16 protein-coding genes are annotated in these 17,095 nt (G+C 73.0%); 4 read left to right on the forward strand and 12 right to left on the reverse strand.

Annotation, left to right across the window (positions count from 1 at the left end; all coding sequences use genetic code 11):
- Positions 1–62 precede the first annotated feature (62 nt).
- Positions 63–1,196, forward strand: coding sequence for a M20/M25/M40 family metallo-hydrolase (locus ACWEV3_RS11470; RefSeq protein WP_452613764.1), 1,134 nt, complete (start codon positions 63–65; stop codon positions 1,194–1,196).
- Between the two features lie 194 nt (positions 1,197–1,390).
- On the opposite strand, the gene ACWEV3_RS11475 is transcribed toward ACWEV3_RS11470, so the two are convergent.
- Genes ACWEV3_RS11475 through ACWEV3_RS11505 form a run of 7 tightly spaced genes read right to left on the reverse strand, consistent with a single transcriptional unit; the run spans position 1,391 to position 8,989 of the window.
- Complete coding sequence (locus tag ACWEV3_RS11475; RefSeq protein ID WP_452613765.1) at positions 1,391–2,167, reverse strand: SDR family NAD(P)-dependent oxidoreductase; 777 nt, start codon at positions 2,165–2,167, stop codon at positions 1,391–1,393.
- A complete protein-coding gene (locus tag ACWEV3_RS11480; protein ID WP_452613766.1) occupies positions 2,164–3,138 on the reverse strand; it encodes a DUF4432 family protein in 975 nt (324 codons plus the stop codon). The genes ACWEV3_RS11475 and ACWEV3_RS11480 overlap by 4 nt, the downstream gene beginning before the upstream one ends.
- Positions 3,128–3,910, reverse strand: a complete 783-nt coding sequence (locus ACWEV3_RS11485) for an enoyl-CoA hydratase/isomerase family protein (protein ID WP_452613767.1) — start codon at positions 3,908–3,910, stop codon at positions 3,128–3,130. The genes ACWEV3_RS11480 and ACWEV3_RS11485 overlap by 11 nt, the downstream gene beginning before the upstream one ends.
- A complete protein-coding gene (locus tag ACWEV3_RS11490; RefSeq protein ID WP_452613768.1) occupies positions 3,907–5,085 on the reverse strand; it encodes a CaiB/BaiF CoA transferase family protein in 1,179 nt (392 codons plus the stop codon). The genes ACWEV3_RS11485 and ACWEV3_RS11490 overlap by 4 nt, the downstream gene beginning before the upstream one ends.
- A gap of 30 nt (positions 5,086–5,115) precedes the next feature.
- Positions 5,116–6,501, reverse strand: coding sequence for a class I adenylate-forming enzyme family protein (locus tag ACWEV3_RS11495; protein ID WP_452613769.1), 1,386 nt, complete (start codon positions 6,499–6,501; stop codon positions 5,116–5,118).
- Positions 6,498–7,625, reverse strand: coding sequence for an ABC transporter substrate-binding protein (locus ACWEV3_RS11500; RefSeq protein WP_452613770.1), 1,128 nt, complete (start codon positions 7,623–7,625; stop codon positions 6,498–6,500). The genes ACWEV3_RS11495 and ACWEV3_RS11500 overlap by 4 nt, the downstream gene beginning before the upstream one ends.
- On the reverse strand, positions 7,622–8,989 hold the full coding sequence (locus ACWEV3_RS11505; protein WP_452613771.1) for a sugar porter family MFS transporter: 1,368 nt from the start codon (positions 8,987–8,989) through the stop codon (positions 7,622–7,624). The genes ACWEV3_RS11500 and ACWEV3_RS11505 overlap by 4 nt, the downstream gene beginning before the upstream one ends.
- 69 nt (positions 8,990–9,058) lie before the next feature.
- Here ACWEV3_RS11505 and ACWEV3_RS11510 point away from each other — a divergent pair, with 69 nt between their 5' ends.
- The 3 genes from ACWEV3_RS11510 to ACWEV3_RS11520 all read left to right on the forward strand — a co-directional run bounded on the left by ACWEV3_RS11510 (position 9,059) and on the right by ACWEV3_RS11520 (position 11,846).
- On the forward strand, positions 9,059–10,120 hold the full coding sequence (locus tag ACWEV3_RS11510) for a LacI family DNA-binding transcriptional regulator (protein WP_452613772.1): 1,062 nt from the start codon (positions 9,059–9,061) through the stop codon (positions 10,118–10,120).
- Positions 10,117–10,527: a RidA family protein gene (locus tag ACWEV3_RS11515; protein WP_452613773.1), complete on the forward strand. Its 411-nt coding sequence runs from the start codon at positions 10,117–10,119 to the stop codon at positions 10,525–10,527. The genes ACWEV3_RS11510 and ACWEV3_RS11515 overlap by 4 nt, the downstream gene beginning before the upstream one ends.
- A gap of 122 nt (positions 10,528–10,649) precedes the next feature.
- Positions 10,650–11,846, forward strand: coding sequence for a cytochrome P450 (locus tag ACWEV3_RS11520; protein ID WP_452613774.1), 1,197 nt, complete (start codon positions 10,650–10,652; stop codon positions 11,844–11,846).
- On the opposite strand, the gene ACWEV3_RS11525 is transcribed toward ACWEV3_RS11520, so the two are convergent.
- The 5 genes from ACWEV3_RS11525 to ACWEV3_RS11545 are packed head-to-tail and all read right to left on the reverse strand — an operon-like array spanning position 11,824 to position 17,089.
- Positions 11,824–12,708, reverse strand: coding sequence for an NAD-dependent epimerase/dehydratase family protein (locus ACWEV3_RS11525; protein WP_452613775.1), 885 nt, complete (start codon positions 12,706–12,708; stop codon positions 11,824–11,826). The genes ACWEV3_RS11520 and ACWEV3_RS11525 overlap by 23 nt on opposite strands.
- On the reverse strand, positions 12,705–14,207 hold the full coding sequence (locus ACWEV3_RS11530) for a class I adenylate-forming enzyme family protein (protein WP_452613776.1): 1,503 nt from the start codon (positions 14,205–14,207) through the stop codon (positions 12,705–12,707). The genes ACWEV3_RS11525 and ACWEV3_RS11530 overlap by 4 nt, the downstream gene beginning before the upstream one ends.
- Entirely contained in the window at positions 14,200–15,351 is a 1,152-nt protein-coding gene (locus ACWEV3_RS11535) for a cytochrome P450 (protein WP_452613777.1), read from the reverse strand. Before ACWEV3_RS11535 ends, ACWEV3_RS11530 begins: the two co-directional genes overlap by 8 nt.
- Entirely contained in the window at positions 15,348–16,094 is a 747-nt protein-coding gene (locus tag ACWEV3_RS11540; RefSeq protein WP_452613778.1) for a glycosyltransferase, read from the reverse strand. The genes ACWEV3_RS11535 and ACWEV3_RS11540 overlap by 4 nt, the downstream gene beginning before the upstream one ends.
- Positions 16,091–17,089, reverse strand: coding sequence for a 3-oxoacyl-ACP synthase III family protein (locus ACWEV3_RS11545; RefSeq protein WP_132480819.1), 999 nt, complete (start codon positions 17,087–17,089; stop codon positions 16,091–16,093). The genes ACWEV3_RS11540 and ACWEV3_RS11545 overlap by 4 nt, the downstream gene beginning before the upstream one ends.
- Positions 17,090–17,095: the final 6 nt, after the last annotated feature.

A 17,095-nucleotide genomic window follows, 5' to 3' on the forward strand; every position in this document is an offset into this window, starting at 1 on the left:
CGCTAAATCCGTTTTGTCAACAGGGTTGTCCCGCCGGAGTTCGGGTTATACGTTCCGTATCCGTGACTGATGCGTTGATCGATGCCCGGCCCGCCGACGCCGCGCGGATGCGCGACCGGCTGCACCGCTACGTCCGGTTGGAGACGCCGAGCGGGCAGGCGCCCGCGCTCGACGCCCTGCTCGACCTGCTGGAGCAGCGCTACGCGGAGCTCGGCGCCCGCACCGAACGACGCGCGCACGCCACCGGCGCGAACCTGCTCGCGCACTTCCCCGGTACCGGAGGCAGGCGGGACGAACGGCCGATCCTGTGCCTGGGCCACCACGACACGGTGTGGCCGGCCGGCACGCTCGACGGCACGGTGCCGTGGCTGGAGCGCGACGGCCGGATCCACGGGCCGGGCGTCTACGACATGAAGGGCGGGCTCGTCGTCTTCGAAACCGCCGTGGAGATGCTCGCCCGGGCCGACCACCGGCCGATCACGATGATCGTGGTGGCCGACGAGGAGGTCGGGTCGCCATCGGCGCGCGAACTGATCACCGAGCACTGCGCGAACGCGGTGGCGGCGCTCGGCTTCGAACCGCCGCACCCGGATGGCGCGGTGAAGACCGCCCGCTGGGGCAGCACCCGCGCGCGCATCAGCGTGACCGGCCGGGAATCGCACGCGGCGCTGGCGCCGGAGGACGGCGCGTCGGCGATCGAGGAGCTGATCGACCAGCTGCTGGCCGTGCGCCGGATCGCGGCGGCGCACCCGGACATGCTGTGCAACGTCGGCACCATCGCCGGCGGCGGCCGGACCAACGTGGTCCCGGGAGAGGCGTGGTGCGAGATCGGCATGCGCTTCACCGACACCTCGACCGAGCGCGCCGTGCTGGCGGCCCTGCGCGGCCTGAGTCCGATCCGCCCCGGCACCACCGTCACCGCGGACATCCTCACCAGCCGTCCGGTGTGGACGGATCCGGGGCCCGGCGAACTCGCCGAAACCCTGGCCCGCGCGGCACGAGCGGTCGGGCAGGAGACCGCGGGCCGCCCGGCCTCGGGAGCGGCGGACACCAACCTGACGGGGTCCCTCGGCGTTCCCAGCCTCGACGGCCTCGGCCCGGTCGGCCGCGGTGCCCACGCCCCGGACGAGCAGATCGTCGCGGCATCCCTACCCGAGCGAGCGACCCTAGTGGCATCACTCCTCACCCACCTGTGACCTGCAGGGGTGTGCAATTTCAATGGAAATCGAAGGTCCGATTTCCATTGAAATTGCGGAAGTTGTCCACAACCTCCGGCATGTCGTGGCCCGACACACCGGAGGACCGCAAGTTCCATTGAAATCGAAGGTTCGATTTCAATGGAACTTGCGGAACCGGACACCCCGCACGTCCGCAGTAGGACGGCGCCGCGTCAGACGGCGAGGCGGGCCGTGAGGCCGCCGTCGACGAGGAGGGTCGTGCCGGTGATCGCACTGGCCTCCGGCGACGCCAGGAAGGCGATCGCCGCGGCCACCTCCGCCGGCTCGATCACCCGGCCGATCAGGTGCTGAGCGCCCCACTCCGCGAACGCCCGCTCCGTGTCGCCGCCGGCGAACTGGCGGGCGCTGTCCTCCAGCATCGCCGTGCGCACCGAGCCCGGCGCCACGCAGTTGACCCGGATGCCGTCCGGGCCGTGGTCGATCGCCATCGTCTTCGTCAGCGCCACCAGTCCCGCCTTGCTCGCCGAGTAGCTGGCCACCAGCGGCTGGCTCGCGAACGCCTGCGCCGAGGAGACCGACACGATCGCTCCGCCGCCGCGCGTGCGCATCACCGGGATCACGTGCTTGGCCAGCAGGAACAGGCCACGGACGTTGGTCTCCACGACCGCGTCCCAGTCGGCTTCCGGGGAGTCCACCACCTGGCCGTACTTCACGATCCCCGCGCACTGCACCAGCACGTCGATCCCGCCGAGCCCGTCGGCCACCGCGCGCACCGCCGACTCCACCGAGCCCCCGTCGCGGATGTCGCACGCCACCGCCGTCGCGGTGCCGCCGGCGGCGGTGATCTCCTCCGCCACCCGGGCCGCCGCGCCGCCGTCGAGGTCGGTCACGCCGACCGCCGCGCCGCGCTCGGCCAGCAGGCGCGCCGTCGCCGCGCCGATTCCGCTGCCCGCGCCCGAAACCAGCGCGGCCTTGCCGTCGAACGTCATCGGTCGTCTCCTTCGAACGTGATCCGGCCGGTCAGGTCCATGCCGGTGACCGGGCGGGGGTCGTGGTGCACCGCCAGGCACACCTCGGTGGACACCGACTCGCGCGGGCCGATCTCGACGAGGTTCCCGCCGCTCGCCTTCGCGTGCTCGACGCCGCCCGCCGGGATCGTCGAGGCGGGCTCGGCCGCGAACACGTATTCCGTGCGGTACCAGGGCAATCCGGGTGTCGCGCGGCCTTCGAACCACAGCCAGGCGTTCGGCAGCACGTCGCCGTTCCAGGCCATGGCCACGCCGAGGTCGCCGTCGGCGCTGGTGATCGACACCCAGTGCTCGGCGAAATCCCCGAAGTAGGCGAGCGCGGCCTGCCCGGGGCCGCCGGGTGGCAGCGTCGAGAGCGCCGGGACGGGCCACGAGAGCGTCGCGCCGGGCTCCATGCCGGACGTGTGATCGACCGTGAGCTTCCGCGCGCCCGACGCGATCCGCGTCCCCGGCGTCACCAGGGGCGCGCCGAAGGCCGGGTGGTGCACGATCGCCACCGAGACCGGGTCGGGGCTTTCGTTGCGGAACTCGTCCACCACCCGAAGCACCGATGCGGCCAGCACCACGTGCCGCCTGATCCGCAGCGGAGCCTGGCTCAACCGGGCGGAAAGCGTTGCGGAGTCCGAAGCAGACTCCTCGACCGCCCAGCGCAGCAGGCACGCCTCGCCGTGGAATCCCCAGGTACCGCCCGCCACGTTCGACGCGTCGCCCGCATTGGGGCACAGCAGCTGCCAACCGCCCTGGTACAGCGCCTGCCACGACTGGCGGGATTCCGGTGCCCACGGCCCGGGTCGGGCCGAATCCGCCCACGGCGTGCGGTAGAGCAGCTGCGCGCCGGTGCGGGCATCGGTCAGCGCGGTGATGTCCGCGCCCCGGTCGGGAGTCAACCGCACCGCCAGGTGGTCGTTTCGCAGTTCGAGGTCAGTGGCCACGGAACACCGCCGATCGCTTCTCCAGGAACGCCGCTACGCCTTCCCGTGCATCATCGGTGGTGTAGAGCCAGGACAACACCTGCTGCTCGCGGGTCAGCGCGGCGGCCAACCCGGTCTCCAGCCCGTCGTCGACCAGCCGCTTGCCCTCCCGCACCGCCAGCGGCGCCTGCCCGGCGATCGTCGTCGCCAGCTCCACCGCGCGCGGGACCAGCTCGTCCGGCTCCACCAACGCCGTGAGCAACCCGAGGCGTTGCGCCTCGTCGGGCTTCATCCGGCGACCGGTGAGCACCAGTTCCTTCGTGACGCGCGCCCCGACCTCCCGGGCCAGCCGCACCGTGCCGCCACCACCGGGCAGCAGGCCGAGCGACACCTCCGGCAACCCGAACCGGGCCGCGGTGGACGCGACGATGAAGTCGCAGCACAGCGCCACCTCGAAGCCGCCGCCGAGCGCGTAGCCGTTGACCGCCGCGATCGTCGGCTGCGGCAGCGCGGCGAGCTGGTCGAACACGCCGCGCGAGAGCTTCTGGTAGTCGTCGAAGGCGGTGCGGGCGACGCCGGAGTACTCGTTGATGTCCGCCCCGGCGATGAACCCGCGCCCGGTGCCGGTGAGCACCAGCACCCGCACCTCGTCGTCCGAGCGCAGGCGCACGAGGTACTCGCCCAGCGCCTCGACCATGCCGCGCGACAGCGCGCCGAGCGCGCTCTCCCGGTCGATGCGCAGCACGGCGACGCCGTCCTGCCGCGTTTCCACCAGGTTCTCGTGCACGTTCATGCCACGGCTCCGTCCGCACGCAGCCGCTCGATCTGCTCGGCGCTGAGCACCTCGCCGAGGACGTCGCTGGTGTGCTCCCCCACCGCCGGCGGCGCGTAGCGCAGCTGCCACGGCGTCTCCGACAGCCGGATCGGGCAGCCGATCAGCTCGATGTCCCCGGCCTTCGCGTGCCGGGTGCGCACGATCAGGTCCGAGCCGTCCGCCCGCAGCTCGTCCACCGCTTCCTTCGTGCTGCGCACCCGCGCGCACCACACTCCCGCGGGCAGCAGCGCGTCCAGCCAGTCCTGCGTGGGCCGCTGCGCGGTGCGGGCTTCCAGGATCCGCTTCACCTCGTCGCGGTCCGTCCAGGCGTCCAGCTCCGCGACCTGCGGCGCGCCGAACAGCGGGCCGACCACGTCCAGCGGCGCCATCGCCACGGCCAACCAGCCGTCCGCGGTTCGGTAGATCCCGAACGGCGCGTCCAGCCACGCCTGGCCGACACCCTCGGTCGACCGGGAGAACTCCGCGCCCTGGTTGACCATCGACGAGATCTCCTGGCACTGCAAGGAGATCGCCGTCGAATACAGGTCCACCTCGACGCGCTGGCCGACGCCGTGGCGCAGCCGGGCCACCAGGGCGGCGAGGATGCCGTTGGCCAGGTTCAGCGCGGTGGCCGCGTCCACGATCGCGGTGCCGGCCGGGGTCGGCGGGTCGCCCGCCCGGCCGCCGTTGGCGGCGAGCCCGGACATCGACTGGATCAGCAGGTCCTGGCCGGGCCGGTTCTCCCTGGCGTAGCGGGTGTCCTGGCCCCAGCCGGAGCCGGAGCAGTAGATGATGTCCGGCTTCACCCGGCGGAAGTCCTCGAAGCCGAGGCCCCGGCGGGCCAGCACGCCGGGCCGGAAGTTCTCCACCACCACGTCGCAGGTCCTGCCGATCCCCAGCAGCGCGTCGCGCACCGCGTCGGAGCGCAGGTCCACCGCCACCGACCGCTTGTTGCGGTTCATCGCCAGGAACGCCGCCGAGTCGCCGCCGACGAGCTCGCCCTGCAGGTGCAGGCCGCGCTCCCATTCGCCGTCGAGCCGTTCGACCTTGATGACGTCGGCGCCGAGGTCGGCCAGCAGCTGGGTGCCGTAGGGGCCGAGCATCATCTGGGTGAAGTCGAGGACGCGGATCCCCTGCAATGCCTGCTCCGGCATGACTTTCGCACCTGCCTTTCGGTTTCGGGGTCAGCTGAAGGCGGCGCGGAGCCGCTTGCGGTCGGGCTTGCCGGTGCTGGTCTGCGGCAGCTCGGGCAGGAACACGACGCGCCGGGGCTTCTTGTACCCGGCGAGCCGCCGCGCGCAAGCCCGCCGAACGTCCTCTTCGGACACTTCACTGCCCGGCCTGCGGACGACGGCGGCGGAAACGGCCTCGCCCCAGCGGGCGTCCGGCACGCCGAGCACGGCGACCTCGGCGACGCCGTCCAGCGCGGCGATGGCCTGCTCGACCTCCGCCGGGTGGACGTTGAAGCCGCCGGTCACGATCAGCTCGCTGCGCCGCCCGGCCAGGTGGACGCGTCCGGCGGCATCGAGGTAGCCGAGGTCGCCGGTGCGGAACCAGCCGTCCCGCAGCGGCTCGCCGCCCCAGTAGCCGGGCATGATCTGCGGCCCGCGAACGGCGATCTCACCATCCACGATGGACAGTTCCACCGAGTCGACCGGTCGCCCGATGGACGAGAGCACCTGCGGATCACCGGTGGCGTGGTCGGCCGCGGAAAGCACTGTCAGCGGCGCGAGCGCTTCGCTCAGCCCGTAGAACTGGTACAGCACCGTCCCGAACGCCTGCTGCGCGCGGCGCATCGCCGGGACCGAGATCGGGGCCGCGCCGTAGACGACGGCGCGCAGGCTCATCGGCCGGTCGACGACCTCGGCGAGCCGTTCGAGCATGGTCGGCACGAGCGTCACGGCGGTCACCCGGTGCCGCCCGATCGCCGCGACCGCCTCGACGGCGTCGAACCTGGTCAGCGGCACCGCCGCCGCGCCCGCCAGGGTGTAGGCGGAGCCGACGGAGCCGCTGAAGTGGCTCATCGGCGCGACGTGCAGCACGACGTCGTCCGGCCCGATCGTCGGCAGCTCCTGCCACATCGCCTCCACCATCGCGACCCACGCGCCGCTGGTCACCCGCGCGCCCTTGGGCCGTCCCGTGCTGCCCGAGGTGTACATCAGCGCGACGAGCTCGTCCGGGTCGCGGCGCGGCTCGAAGTCGTCGGCCGGGCCGGCGAACAGCCCCGCGCCCGGCGCGATCACCCGGCGTCCCGGCACGTCGAGCTCGGTCACGATCGCGGCGGCCGCGCAGTCGTCGGCGATCGCGGCGATCTCGGCCGGGTGCAACCGGGTGCTCACCGCGACGCGCACGAATCCGCCCAGCCACAGCGCGTGTTCCAGCGCCAGCACCTCCGGCCGGTTGTCCAGCGCGATCAGCACCCGATCGCCCGGCCGCAGCCCGAGCCGCCACAACTCCGTCGCCGCGGCTCGGGCCTGCGCGCCCAGGTCGCCGAAGGTCAGCGCGCCGACGGCAGGGCGCGCGGCGAAGGTCCGGTGCGCGGCGGCGACCAGCTCGGCGAGCGTCGTCACGGCTCCAGCTCCGCGTACGTGGCCGTGCAGACCTCGTTGAACCGGCGCACGATCTCCCCGGCCGTCGTCCCGCGCCGGACCATCGGGTGGATCTCCTCGGCCGCCCGGCGGTGCACCACGGGGTAGGCGATGTGCCGGGGCCGCACGAAGGCGCGGTCCAGCGTCCGCAGCGTCGCGGAGTAGAACCCACCCGAAGCCGCGTCCACCGCCGGATCGGTCCACGCCGCCCGGTTGCCCGGCTGGCCACCGGCCGCCGCGTACTCGCCGCGCTGGCACTCCGGGCTGACGACGTGCGACAGGAACCGCGCCGCCGCAACGGGTTCCGCGCACTTCGCCGAGATCGCCAGGCCGACGCCGCCGAGCAGCGATCCGGCCGGCGCACCGTCCGGCGACGGGATGCCGGCGAAGCGGACCGCGTGGTCGCGCGCGTAGTTCACGTAGCCGAAGACCATCGGCGAGTAGACCACGTCGCCGGTGGACATCGCGGTCAGCGCCTCGATCGGGTCGAGGTCCAGCGACCGCGCGTCGACCAGCGCCAGCAGGCCCAGCAGCCGCTCGGCCGCGGGCACCGCCACCTCCGGATCGAGCCCGGCCCGGTCCAGCCAGCCGCTTCCCCCGGTCTGCGAGCACAGCGTCAGCAGGCTGCAGAGCAGGTGCGTCGGGTTCGCGGGCAGCACCGCCTTGTGCCGGGGCAGCTCCTCCAGGCAGGCCGTCACGTCCTCCCAGGACGTCGGCACCGCGTCGAGCACTTCCGGGCGGTAGGCCGAAACCTGAGCCGCGGCGTCCATCGCCACCGCCCACTGGCTGCCCGCCCAGGTGTAGCTCGCGAAGCTCGGGCCGGTGCTGTTGTCCCGCTGCTGCGCCAGGAACGACTCCGGAAGCAGCTCTTCCAGCGGTACCAAGGCGGCATTGGCGTGCGCCTGACCGACGTACGGGTGGTCCATCGCGATCAGGTCGTACCGGGCGGCCAGCTCGGCGATCGGCACGTCCTCGAACTCCCGCAGCGACCGCGAATCCCAGCTGATCCGCACCCCGGGATGCCGCCGCTCGTACGCGGCCGACACCTCCCGCAGGCAGCCAACGCCGCGCTGGTGGCCCCACGCCATGCCGTGCAACACCGTCATCGAGCGGCCTCCTCGCGAGCCTCGGAGATCTCCTCCAGCGAACGCCCCTTCGTCTCCGGCACCAGCCGCACGCAGAACACCGTCGCCGCCGCGCAGACCACCGCGAAGATCCAGAACGTGGCGGTGGCCCCGGCGCCCTCGATGAGCAGCGGGAAGGTCAGCGCCACCACGAAGTTCGCCAGCCAGTGCGCCATCGTGGCCATGCCGACCGCCGCGCCGCGCACCTTCAGCGGGTAGATCTCGGCGATCAGCACCCACAGGATCGCGCCGACACCGAAGGCGAAGCAGCCGATGTAGGCGGCCATGCAGACCAGCGCGAACCAGCCGACCAGGCCGCTCTGGCTCGGCATCAGGTAGACGAGGCCGAGCGCGGCCATGCTCACGCCCATCCCGGCGAACGCTGCGATCACCATCGGCCGCCGCCCGAGCCGGTCGATCAGCAGCATCGCGACCACGGTCATCAGCACGTTGATCAGCCCGACGCCGACCTGCGCGAGGATCGACCCGGACGCGCCGAAGCCGGAGGTCTCCAGCACCGACGGCGCGAAGTAGATGATCGTGTTCACGCCGGCGATCTGCGAGAACACCGCCAGCCCGACGCCCACCACCAGCATCGGCCGCAGCGCCGGATCGCGCAGCACGCCGCGCGCCGAGCGGTTCTGCCGGTCGCGTTCGTCGGCGGCGGCGATCTCGGCGAGCTCGGCGGCGACGTCGGCCTTGCCGTGGATGGACCGCAGCACCTCCTCGGCCCGCGCGGGGAACCTGCGGCTGACGAGGTTGCGCGGCGTCTCCGGCAGCACCGCCATCCCGGCGGCCAGCAGCACGGCGGGCACGACGGCCAGGCCCAGCATCCACCGCCAGCCCTCGATGGGCGCGAACAGGAATCCGACGGCGTAGGACACCACGATGCCGATGGTGATCATCAGCTGGTTGCTGTTGACCAGCGCGCCGCGCCGGTCGGCGGGCACCATCTCGGCGATGTAGAGCGGGACGACAGCGGAGGCGGGGCCGATGGCCAGGCCGAGCACGAAGCGACCGGCCACCAAGGCGGTCGCGTCCGGGGCGAGACCGGCGATCAGGGCGCCTGCGGCGAAGATGCCCGCGGTGGCCAGCAGGACGGTCCGCCGCCCGAACCGGTCGGCCAGCCGCCCGGACACCAGCGCGCCGATGGTCGCGCCCACCAGCAGCGAGCTGACCACCACGCCTTCCATCAGGGCGGACAGGCCGAACTCGGTGCGGATGAACAGCAGCCCACCGGAGATGACCCCGGTGTCGTAGCCGAACAGCAGACCGCCGATCGCGGCCACCGCCGCGACGGTGCCGATGGATCTCGACCGCGCGGTTGGATCGTTCGAGGACCTCATCGTCCCGATCTCCTCAAGGCGTCCGGATGAATTGGTAAATCGTTTTACTGTGCCGGTATGCTTACCTCCGTGTCCGAGAGCTGTCAACCCGCCGATCCGCCGACACCGGTCACCGGCCGGGCCAAGATGAGCGACGTGGCCCGGATCGCCGGCGTCAGCCAGGCGGTGGTCTCACGCCTGCTCCGAGGCGACGAAACGCTGCGGATCAGGGAGGAGACGCGCAACCGCGTCCTGGAGGTGGCGGCGCAGCTGCGGTACACGCCCAACGAGGTCGCGCGGGCGCTGCGCCGCGCCGAGTCGGGCATCCTCGGGATGGCGGTGCACGACACCAGCAACCCGGTGTACAGCGAGATCATGGCGGGCGCGCAGGAGGAGGCCAGCGCCTCCGGCTACGCCCTGCTGCTCGCGGACGCCGACGAACTGGCCCGCAGCGACCGGACCTTCGAGCGCATCGTGCGGGGCAACCGCATCGACGGCCTCCTCCTGCAGCGCGGCAGCAGCACGGCGGACGAGACGATCGCCAAGATCGCGGCCACCCGGCTCCCGCTCCTGCTGGTCAACGACCGCACGCGCGGCGAGATCGGCAGCGTGGCGCTGGACGACGACGATGCGACCTACCTCGCGACGCGGCACCTGGTCGAGCTCGGGCACACCGCGATCGCGCATCTCAAGCTGGGCAACCCGAAGGCCCGATCCGAAGCGCGCACACGCGGCTGGCGACGAGCGCTGCACGAGGCCGGACTACCGGACGGCCCACAGCTGCGAGGCGGCCACACGCCCGAGGAGGGCGCGGCGGCGCTGCCCCGCCTGCTGGCCAGCGGAACGGCGCCGACGGGCGTCGTGGTGAGCAACGTGCTGGCGGCAGTGGGCGCCATGACGGCGGCGCGCGAAGCGGGCCTGCGAATCCCGGAAGATCTGTCCATTGTGGCCGTGCACGACGTGTTCTTCTCCCGGCACCTGTCGCCGCCGCTGACGGTGGTCCGCCTCCCGCTGCGCGACCTGGGCCGCCGCTCCGTGGCGGCGATCCTCCGCCAGCTCGAAGGAGTCCCGGCCCGCCACGAGATCATCACGGAACCGGCCCCGGAACTCATCGTCCGAGGCTCGACGGCCCCGAGGAGGAAACAACGATGATCCAGCGCTGGAGCCCGGAAGGCGTGGCCCCGCCGATCGGGAAGTACAACCACCTGGCCCGGGTACCGGCCGGACACGAGTTCCTGATCATCTCGGGCCAGGTCGGAACGTCGCCGGACGGCGAACTGGCGGGCCCCGACGCGGAATCGCAAGCCCGCGCGGCGTTGACCAACATCGAGAAGCTGCTGGCGGCGGCAGGTGCCACGCCACAGCACCTGGTGAAGCTGTTCGCGATGCTGTCGAGCACGGACCACCTCGCGGGCTACCGCAAGGCCCTGCAAGAGGCGCTGACCAGGTGGTACCCGAACGAAGACTGGCCGACGCACTCGCTGGTAGTCGTAGCGGCGCTGGCAACCCCGGAACTAGCGGTAGAAGTCGAAGCCACAGCAGCAGTCCCGGACCACTGACATGGACGACGGGCGTTGCCCCCGGCGGTCCGGAACGGCAGTCCAGCGGGGCGCCAGGGTCGTGAGTGGTTTTGGCCGCTATGGCAGCCAAAACCACTCACGACTCTGCGATAGTCGGCCTTGTGATCGATTTGCTCGGCCATCGGGATCCCGCTCAGCGGCATGAGGCTCGGCTGCTCTGGGCCAGCCGGCCCGCGCTGTACCTGCTGCTCCGGCTCTCCTCCCGGGGCGGGCCGATCCGGCGGGTGCCCCGGCTCGGTTGGGTGGTCAGCGATCCCGTCGTCGCTCGCCGGATCCTCAACGACGGCGCGCACTTCACGCTGCTCGGCGAGGGCGGCGTCGGGCATCTCTGGGCCCAGGTGCTCGGCGACTACGTCTACCGCATCTTCGACGGTCCCGGGCACGCCGACCTTCGCTCGCGGGCCCGCGACCTGTTCACCGACGCCACCGCCCGTCCGCTGGTGCGGCGGGTCTTCGATCCGGCGTTGCAGCCCGCCGTGGAGCGGTTGCGGGCCGGTGCGGTCGTCGATCTCGCCGACCTGTCCCGGGTGCTGGTCGGGCGGATGATGGCCGATCTGCTCGGGCTCGACCTGCCTCCGGAGGACGAGCACTACCGCGCCGTGTTCGGCACCGGGGAGCGGCTGGCGAAGCTGGCGCTGGGCAGCGCCGCGTCGACCGAGCTGCCGCCCGAGGTCGTCGCGCAGGCCAAGCCGATCATCGCCGACCTCACCCGCAACGTGCCCAGGGCGTTCGCCGAGGCTCCCGCCGAGACGCTGCTGGGCCGCTGCCGGGAGCTGGGCCTGTCGCTGGAGGAGACCTCGGGGATCGCCGCGCTGCTCATGGTCGCCGGCACCGAAACCGCCGCCACCGCGATGGTCCGCACCGTCGCGCTGCTGCACGACACCGGCCAGCAGCACCAGCTGCGCGAGTCGCCCGAACTGCTGCCCGACGCCGTGCGGGAGGGCCTGCGGGTGACCACGCCCGCGCCGCTGATCGGGCGCAGCGTCAGCAACGACGTGACCGTCGGCGGGGCCGCGATGCGGGCCGGTGAGCGCGTGATGCTGTTGACCTACGTCGCCAACAACCGGGCCGGGCGCTTCGACGTCAACCGGCCCTACGTGCCCGAGACCCGGCAGCTCTGGTTCGGCGCCGGGCGGCACCTCTGCCTCGGTGCCGCGCTGGCCCGGGCGGAGATTTCCCACCTGCTGCAGGCGATCCTGGACGCCGGGCCGATCCGGGTGGTGTCCCGGCGGCCCGCTCGCGGCGTGCTGATCCCGTCCTACGCCGAGCTCGGCATCACCACCGCGCCGCCCCGGTGAACGACGTCGGCTCCGGCCGGTAGCCGAGGTCGCGGCGCGCCGCGGTGATGTCCAGGGTGCGCTCGAACCCGAGGTGGCTCACCGCGTAGCGGCTCAGCTGGGCCAGCCTCGGCGGCCGCCAGGTGTTCTCGGCGATGGCGGCGAGGTTCCAGGCCAGCCGCACCGGCAGGTGGCGGATGCGCACCCGGAGCCCGCGCTCGCGGAACATCTCCCGCAGCGCGTCATCCAGGGCCACGGGCTCGGCGTCGGCGATGTTGTAGGTGCCGGGTTTTCCGTTGCAGGCCAATAGGACCGCGTTGGTGAGGTTGTCGATCGACGTCAGCGAATGCCGGGTGCGGCCGTCGCCGACGATCACCAGGTTGCTTCCCCGGATCGCGTCGAGCAGCCGCGGCAGCAGCGTCGTGTCGCCGGGCCCGTACACGGCGTGCGGGCGCAGCACGACGGTGTTGGGCCGGTAGGTGAGCAGCCGTTCGGCGGCCGCCTTGGATTCGCCGTAGGCGTTGAGGTACCGCGCGACCGGCGCCGCCGCCTCGTCCGCATCGACCGTCGCGGTGAACGGGTCGTAGACGCTCGCGGTCGAGATGTGCACCAGGCGCGCGCCGGGGAAGGTGTCCGCCACGTGCCGCGTACCGTCCACATTGGTCCGCCACATCTCCGCCGACGCCGTCTCGTCGGCGACCGCCGCGGCCGCGTGCACGACCGCGTCGACCTCGGGCGGGTCCGCGAGCGGGCCGCTCGCGATGTCCCAGTGGCGCACGCCCGGCCTCCTGCCGAAGGCGTGCACCTCCCAGCCCGCGGCAACTGCGGCGCGGCACACGGCGGCGCCGACGAATCCGGTCGCGCCGGTCACCGCGATCCTCACCCCGCCACCGTCTTCCGCAGCGCGTCCCGGTCCAGCTTCCGGGTCCGCCCGGACACCGGGAGCTCCGGCACCACCACGACCTCGTCGGGCAGCGCCGCCGCGTCGATGAGCCGTGGCAGCTCCGCCCGCACCGATTCCGCCAGTCCCGGCCGCGTTCCGGCCACGACGAGCACGATCCGCTCGTCGCCGATCTCGTCCGGCACCCCGATCATCGCCGCGCCCTCGACGCCCGGCAGCGCGGCGATCGACGGCTCGTAGAGCCCGGGATACACGTTGGTCTTGCCGCGCAGGATCATGTCCTTCTTCCGGCCGACCAGCACGATCGAGCCGTTCTCGATGCGCGCCAGGTCGCCCGTCGCGTGCTCGGTCAACGGCGGCTGCCCGAGGTATCCGCGGCACATGTTCGGCCCGGAGACGAGCAGCTCGCCGTCGTCGGCGACGCGCGCGCGGACCCCGGGCAGCGGCTTGCCGAGCAGGTCGCCATCGTGCGCGAGCTTCTCCTCTGCAGTGGCCACCGCGATGGGCAGGATCTCGGTCATCCCGTAGATCGCCAGGAACTCGGCGCCGGGAAGCGCGGCCTGGGCCCGGCGCAGCAGCGGCGGCAGCACCGGGGCGGCACCGAGCCACACCTGGCGCAGTGAGCCCGGCAGCGCCACCTCCCCGCGCTCAGCAGCGTCGAGCAGCGCGGCCAGATCCGCCGGGACGAAGAAGGTGTGCGTGGCTTCCGAAAGCCCGCTCGCCACCGAAGAAAGGTCCGCGGTGGGCGAGAATCCGAAGCGCGGCATCGTCCAATGTGCACCGACCACGAGGCTCGGCAACCCGAGCAGGAACTGGTCGGTGTGCACCCGCGCGCCGGGTGCGAGCGCACAGCGCGTGGCCAGCACTTCCAGGGCTGCGCCGAGGGAACCCCGGGTGTGCACAACGGCTTTCGGGTCGCTCGTGGTTCCGGCCGTGAACACCACGACGGCGTCCTGGTCCGGAGCGGGAGACCAGTCCACCCACGGTTCGGCCGGTTTGGCCAGCGCCTTCGCCGACACGGCGCGCAGCGGGACGCCGGGCAGCCACAGCCCGGACCGCACGTGCCGGACCGGCAGCGACGAGTAGTCCGGCAGCAGCACGCCGCGACGTCGGGCCAGCGCCCGGCCGGGGCCGGGCGCGCTCGCCGCGTACAGCAGCGATTCCGCGGCCGCCCACGCGGGCCGGGCCAGGTCGAGCCTGCTGGCGAACAGCTCCGGGCCGGAACCCGGGTCGATGAACACCACGGTGCCGCCCGCCGCCACGGTCCCCAGGGCCAGCACGACGGCCTCCGGCCCGGGGCGGACCGAGAACAGCATCCGGTCGCCGGGACGAAAACCCTTGTCGTGCAGTCGATCCGCGGTCGCCGCGACGCGCCGGGACAGGTCCGCGTACGTCAGCGTTCGGCCCGACGGCCCGGTGAGCGCCGGTGCGTCGCCGTGCCGACGGCCGGCGTCGAGGACTTGTGCGAGCAGGTCAGCCACGTCGTACCACCAGGCTCCGGTAGGCGGGGATCAGCACTCGGCGGGCGACCTTCCGGTCCACCACGGCCGCGCCACCGGCGGCGAGCACGGTGTCCAGCACCGTCCGGATCTCCGCGCCGGCCAACGGCATTCCGAGGCAGAAGTGCGGGCCCGCCCCGAACCACAGCCGCTGCACCTCCGGCGGGTGCGGTCGATCGGGGTCGAAGCCGCCGAGGCCCTTGGCGGCGGAGATCGTCGCGATCACCACCCGGTCCCCCGGCCGCACCCGCACGCCGCCGATCGTCCGCTCGGCGGCGACGCTGCGCAGCATCACCGGCGACGGCACGGTGAACCGCAGGGCCTCTGACACCACGTCGTCGGCGCGCCCGGGCTCGGCGACCAGCCGGGGCAACCAGCCGGTGTCGTGCGCCAGGGCGATCAGGCGCGGCACGTAGGAGACGAGCGTTTCGGTGCCGGTGAGCACGAAGGCCGCCACCGCACCCAGCGCCTCCTGCTCGGACAGGCCGAGCTCGCGCATCCGGCCCGGAACCGACTCCGCGTCGCCGTGCGCGAACGCCTCGGCGGCGGGTCCGGTCAGCTCCGACAAGGCCTTCCGCCCGCGCGCCACCTGCGCCGGGGTGAGCCGTGAACGCCCCAGCCGCACCATCGACGTCACCGCCGTCGCCGCGGCGAAGGCCCGGGCGAAGTCCGCCCGGTCGGCCCGCAGGCCGACGAGCTCGCAGATCACCGCGCCGGCCAGGTCGCGCACCACGGGCACCAGGTCCACGGCGCGCCCCGCGGCCAGCTCGGCGCGCAGCGCAGCCATCGGCTCCGCCGCCACGCGCGCGCACAGCTGGTCGACGAAGCGCGGCGTGAACAGCCCGGACAGCTTCCGGCGCAGCCGGGCGTGGTCGTCGCCCTCCATGTTCAGCAGCACCGACGGGCCCACCACCGGCGTCCACAGATCCGCCGGGGAGCCCGGCCCGGTCTTGGTGAAGCCCTCGGTGTCGGTGAGCACCTGGCGGGCCGCCGCGGCTTCGCTGACCACCACGCCGACGCGCGGCACCCGCACCACCGGCCCGATCCGCCCGATGCCGCGCACCAGCGGGTACGCCAGCGGGTGCGCGCCGAGCTGCACCCGCCGCTCCCACCTCGCGGCGGTCACCTGATGTCCACCAGCTCCGGCCGGTAGCGGTGATCCGCGTACCAGGCGAGGGTTTTCAGCAGCCCCCAGGCACGCACGCGCCGCACCGAGCCGCGCACCACGACGTCGCGCCGCACGCCGTAGTCGGCGGTGAGCAGCCGCACGGCGTTGACCAGGGCGCGGTCCTCGTGCACGTCTTCGATCTTGGTGCGCGGGAATCCGCCGGCCTGCAAGTAGAGCTCGCCGGTGATGGCCATGTTGCAGCCCGGCGCCATCACGTACGGGCCCCGGTAGCGCGGATCGCGGTTGCCGGGCCGGATCTTGCCGAACGCGCTGGCCACCTCGACGGCGCCGACCAGCAGCGACCGCTGCCAGGCGGGCACGCCCTCGTCGGTGCGCGGCAACAGTTGCCCGGCCACCATGCGCAGCCCCGACGCGAACGCCGCGTTGATCCGCCGGGTCCAGTCCGGCGCGGGCACGCAGTCGGCATCGGTGCGGGCCAGCCGGACCGCGCCCCGCTCGACCGCGAAGCGCATGCCGGTGTCCGCGGCCGCCCCGGTGCCCTTCTCCGGCTCGTGCACCAGGTGGACCCACGGGCGCGTCCGGCCGAAGTGCGCGGCGACGTCCGCCGTCGCGTCCGTCGACCCGTTGTCCACCACGACCAGGTTGAAATCCGAATCCCGTTGCGCGTCAAGCGCTTCCAGCGTCGCGGTGATGCCGGCCGCCTCGTTGTAGGCGGGCACCACCACCCACAGCCCGCTCACAGCCGGATCACCACGATTCCCAGGCTGACCCCGCCGGCCATGCCCACCAGCGCCACCAGATCACCCGGCCCGCAGCGGCCGAGCTGCTGCGCGACGGCCAGCTGCAGCGGCAGGCTGGCGGAGGCGACGTTGCCGTGCTCGCGGATCGTCACCACCAGCTTGTCGGCGGGCACCCCGGCCCGCTCGGCGAAGACGTCCAGGTACGGCAGGGAAACCTGGTGCACGCACACGACGGCGAAGTCCTGCCAGCCGAGCCCGAGCCGCGCCAGCGTCTCGTCCAGCACGCCGGTGCCCAGCCGCAGGAACGCCGACTTCAGCCGACCGCCGTCCATCGCGAAGTAGCTGTACTCGGGATCGCGCGGGTGCGCCGATCCCCCGCACGGCAGCGTGCCGACGTCCCACTGCGACGAATCGGCGCTGAACCCGCTGCCGAGCACGCCGGCGGGCCCGTCCGTCAGCAGCATCGCGGCGCCCGCGTCGGAGAGCGTGTAGCCGGGGAAGGCGCGCAGGAACGTCCCGATGTCGGGCACGTTCCACCGGATCGCCCGGGACGGCGACTCACCGCTGACCAGCAGCACGCGCCGGTACCGGCCCGCGCCGATCAGCGCGTCGGCGACCTCGATGCCGTTGAGCACGCTGTTGCAGGCGTTCTTGACGTCCATCACCGGGCAGCGCAGGCCCAGCTTGGCGGCCACGATGTGCGCGGTGGCGGGCTCGACCATGTCCTGGCTGGCCGAGGCGAACAGCAGCAGGTCGACGTCGTCGGCCGAGGTGCCGGTCTCGGCGAGCAGCTTGCGCGCCGCGGCCGCGGCCAGGTCGGAGGCCTGCTCCTCGTCGCCGAGCACGTGCCGCGACTCGATGCCGGTCAGCCGCCGGATGATCCCGGCCGGTGGCACGAACGCCGCGCTCTCCGCCGCGATCCGCCGCTCCACCGCCGCGGTGCCGACCTCCCGCTCCGGCAGGTGCACGGCAACCCCGGCCAAGTGCGCACTCATGCGATC

This window comes from Saccharopolyspora sp. NPDC003752, from assembly GCF_053605825.1.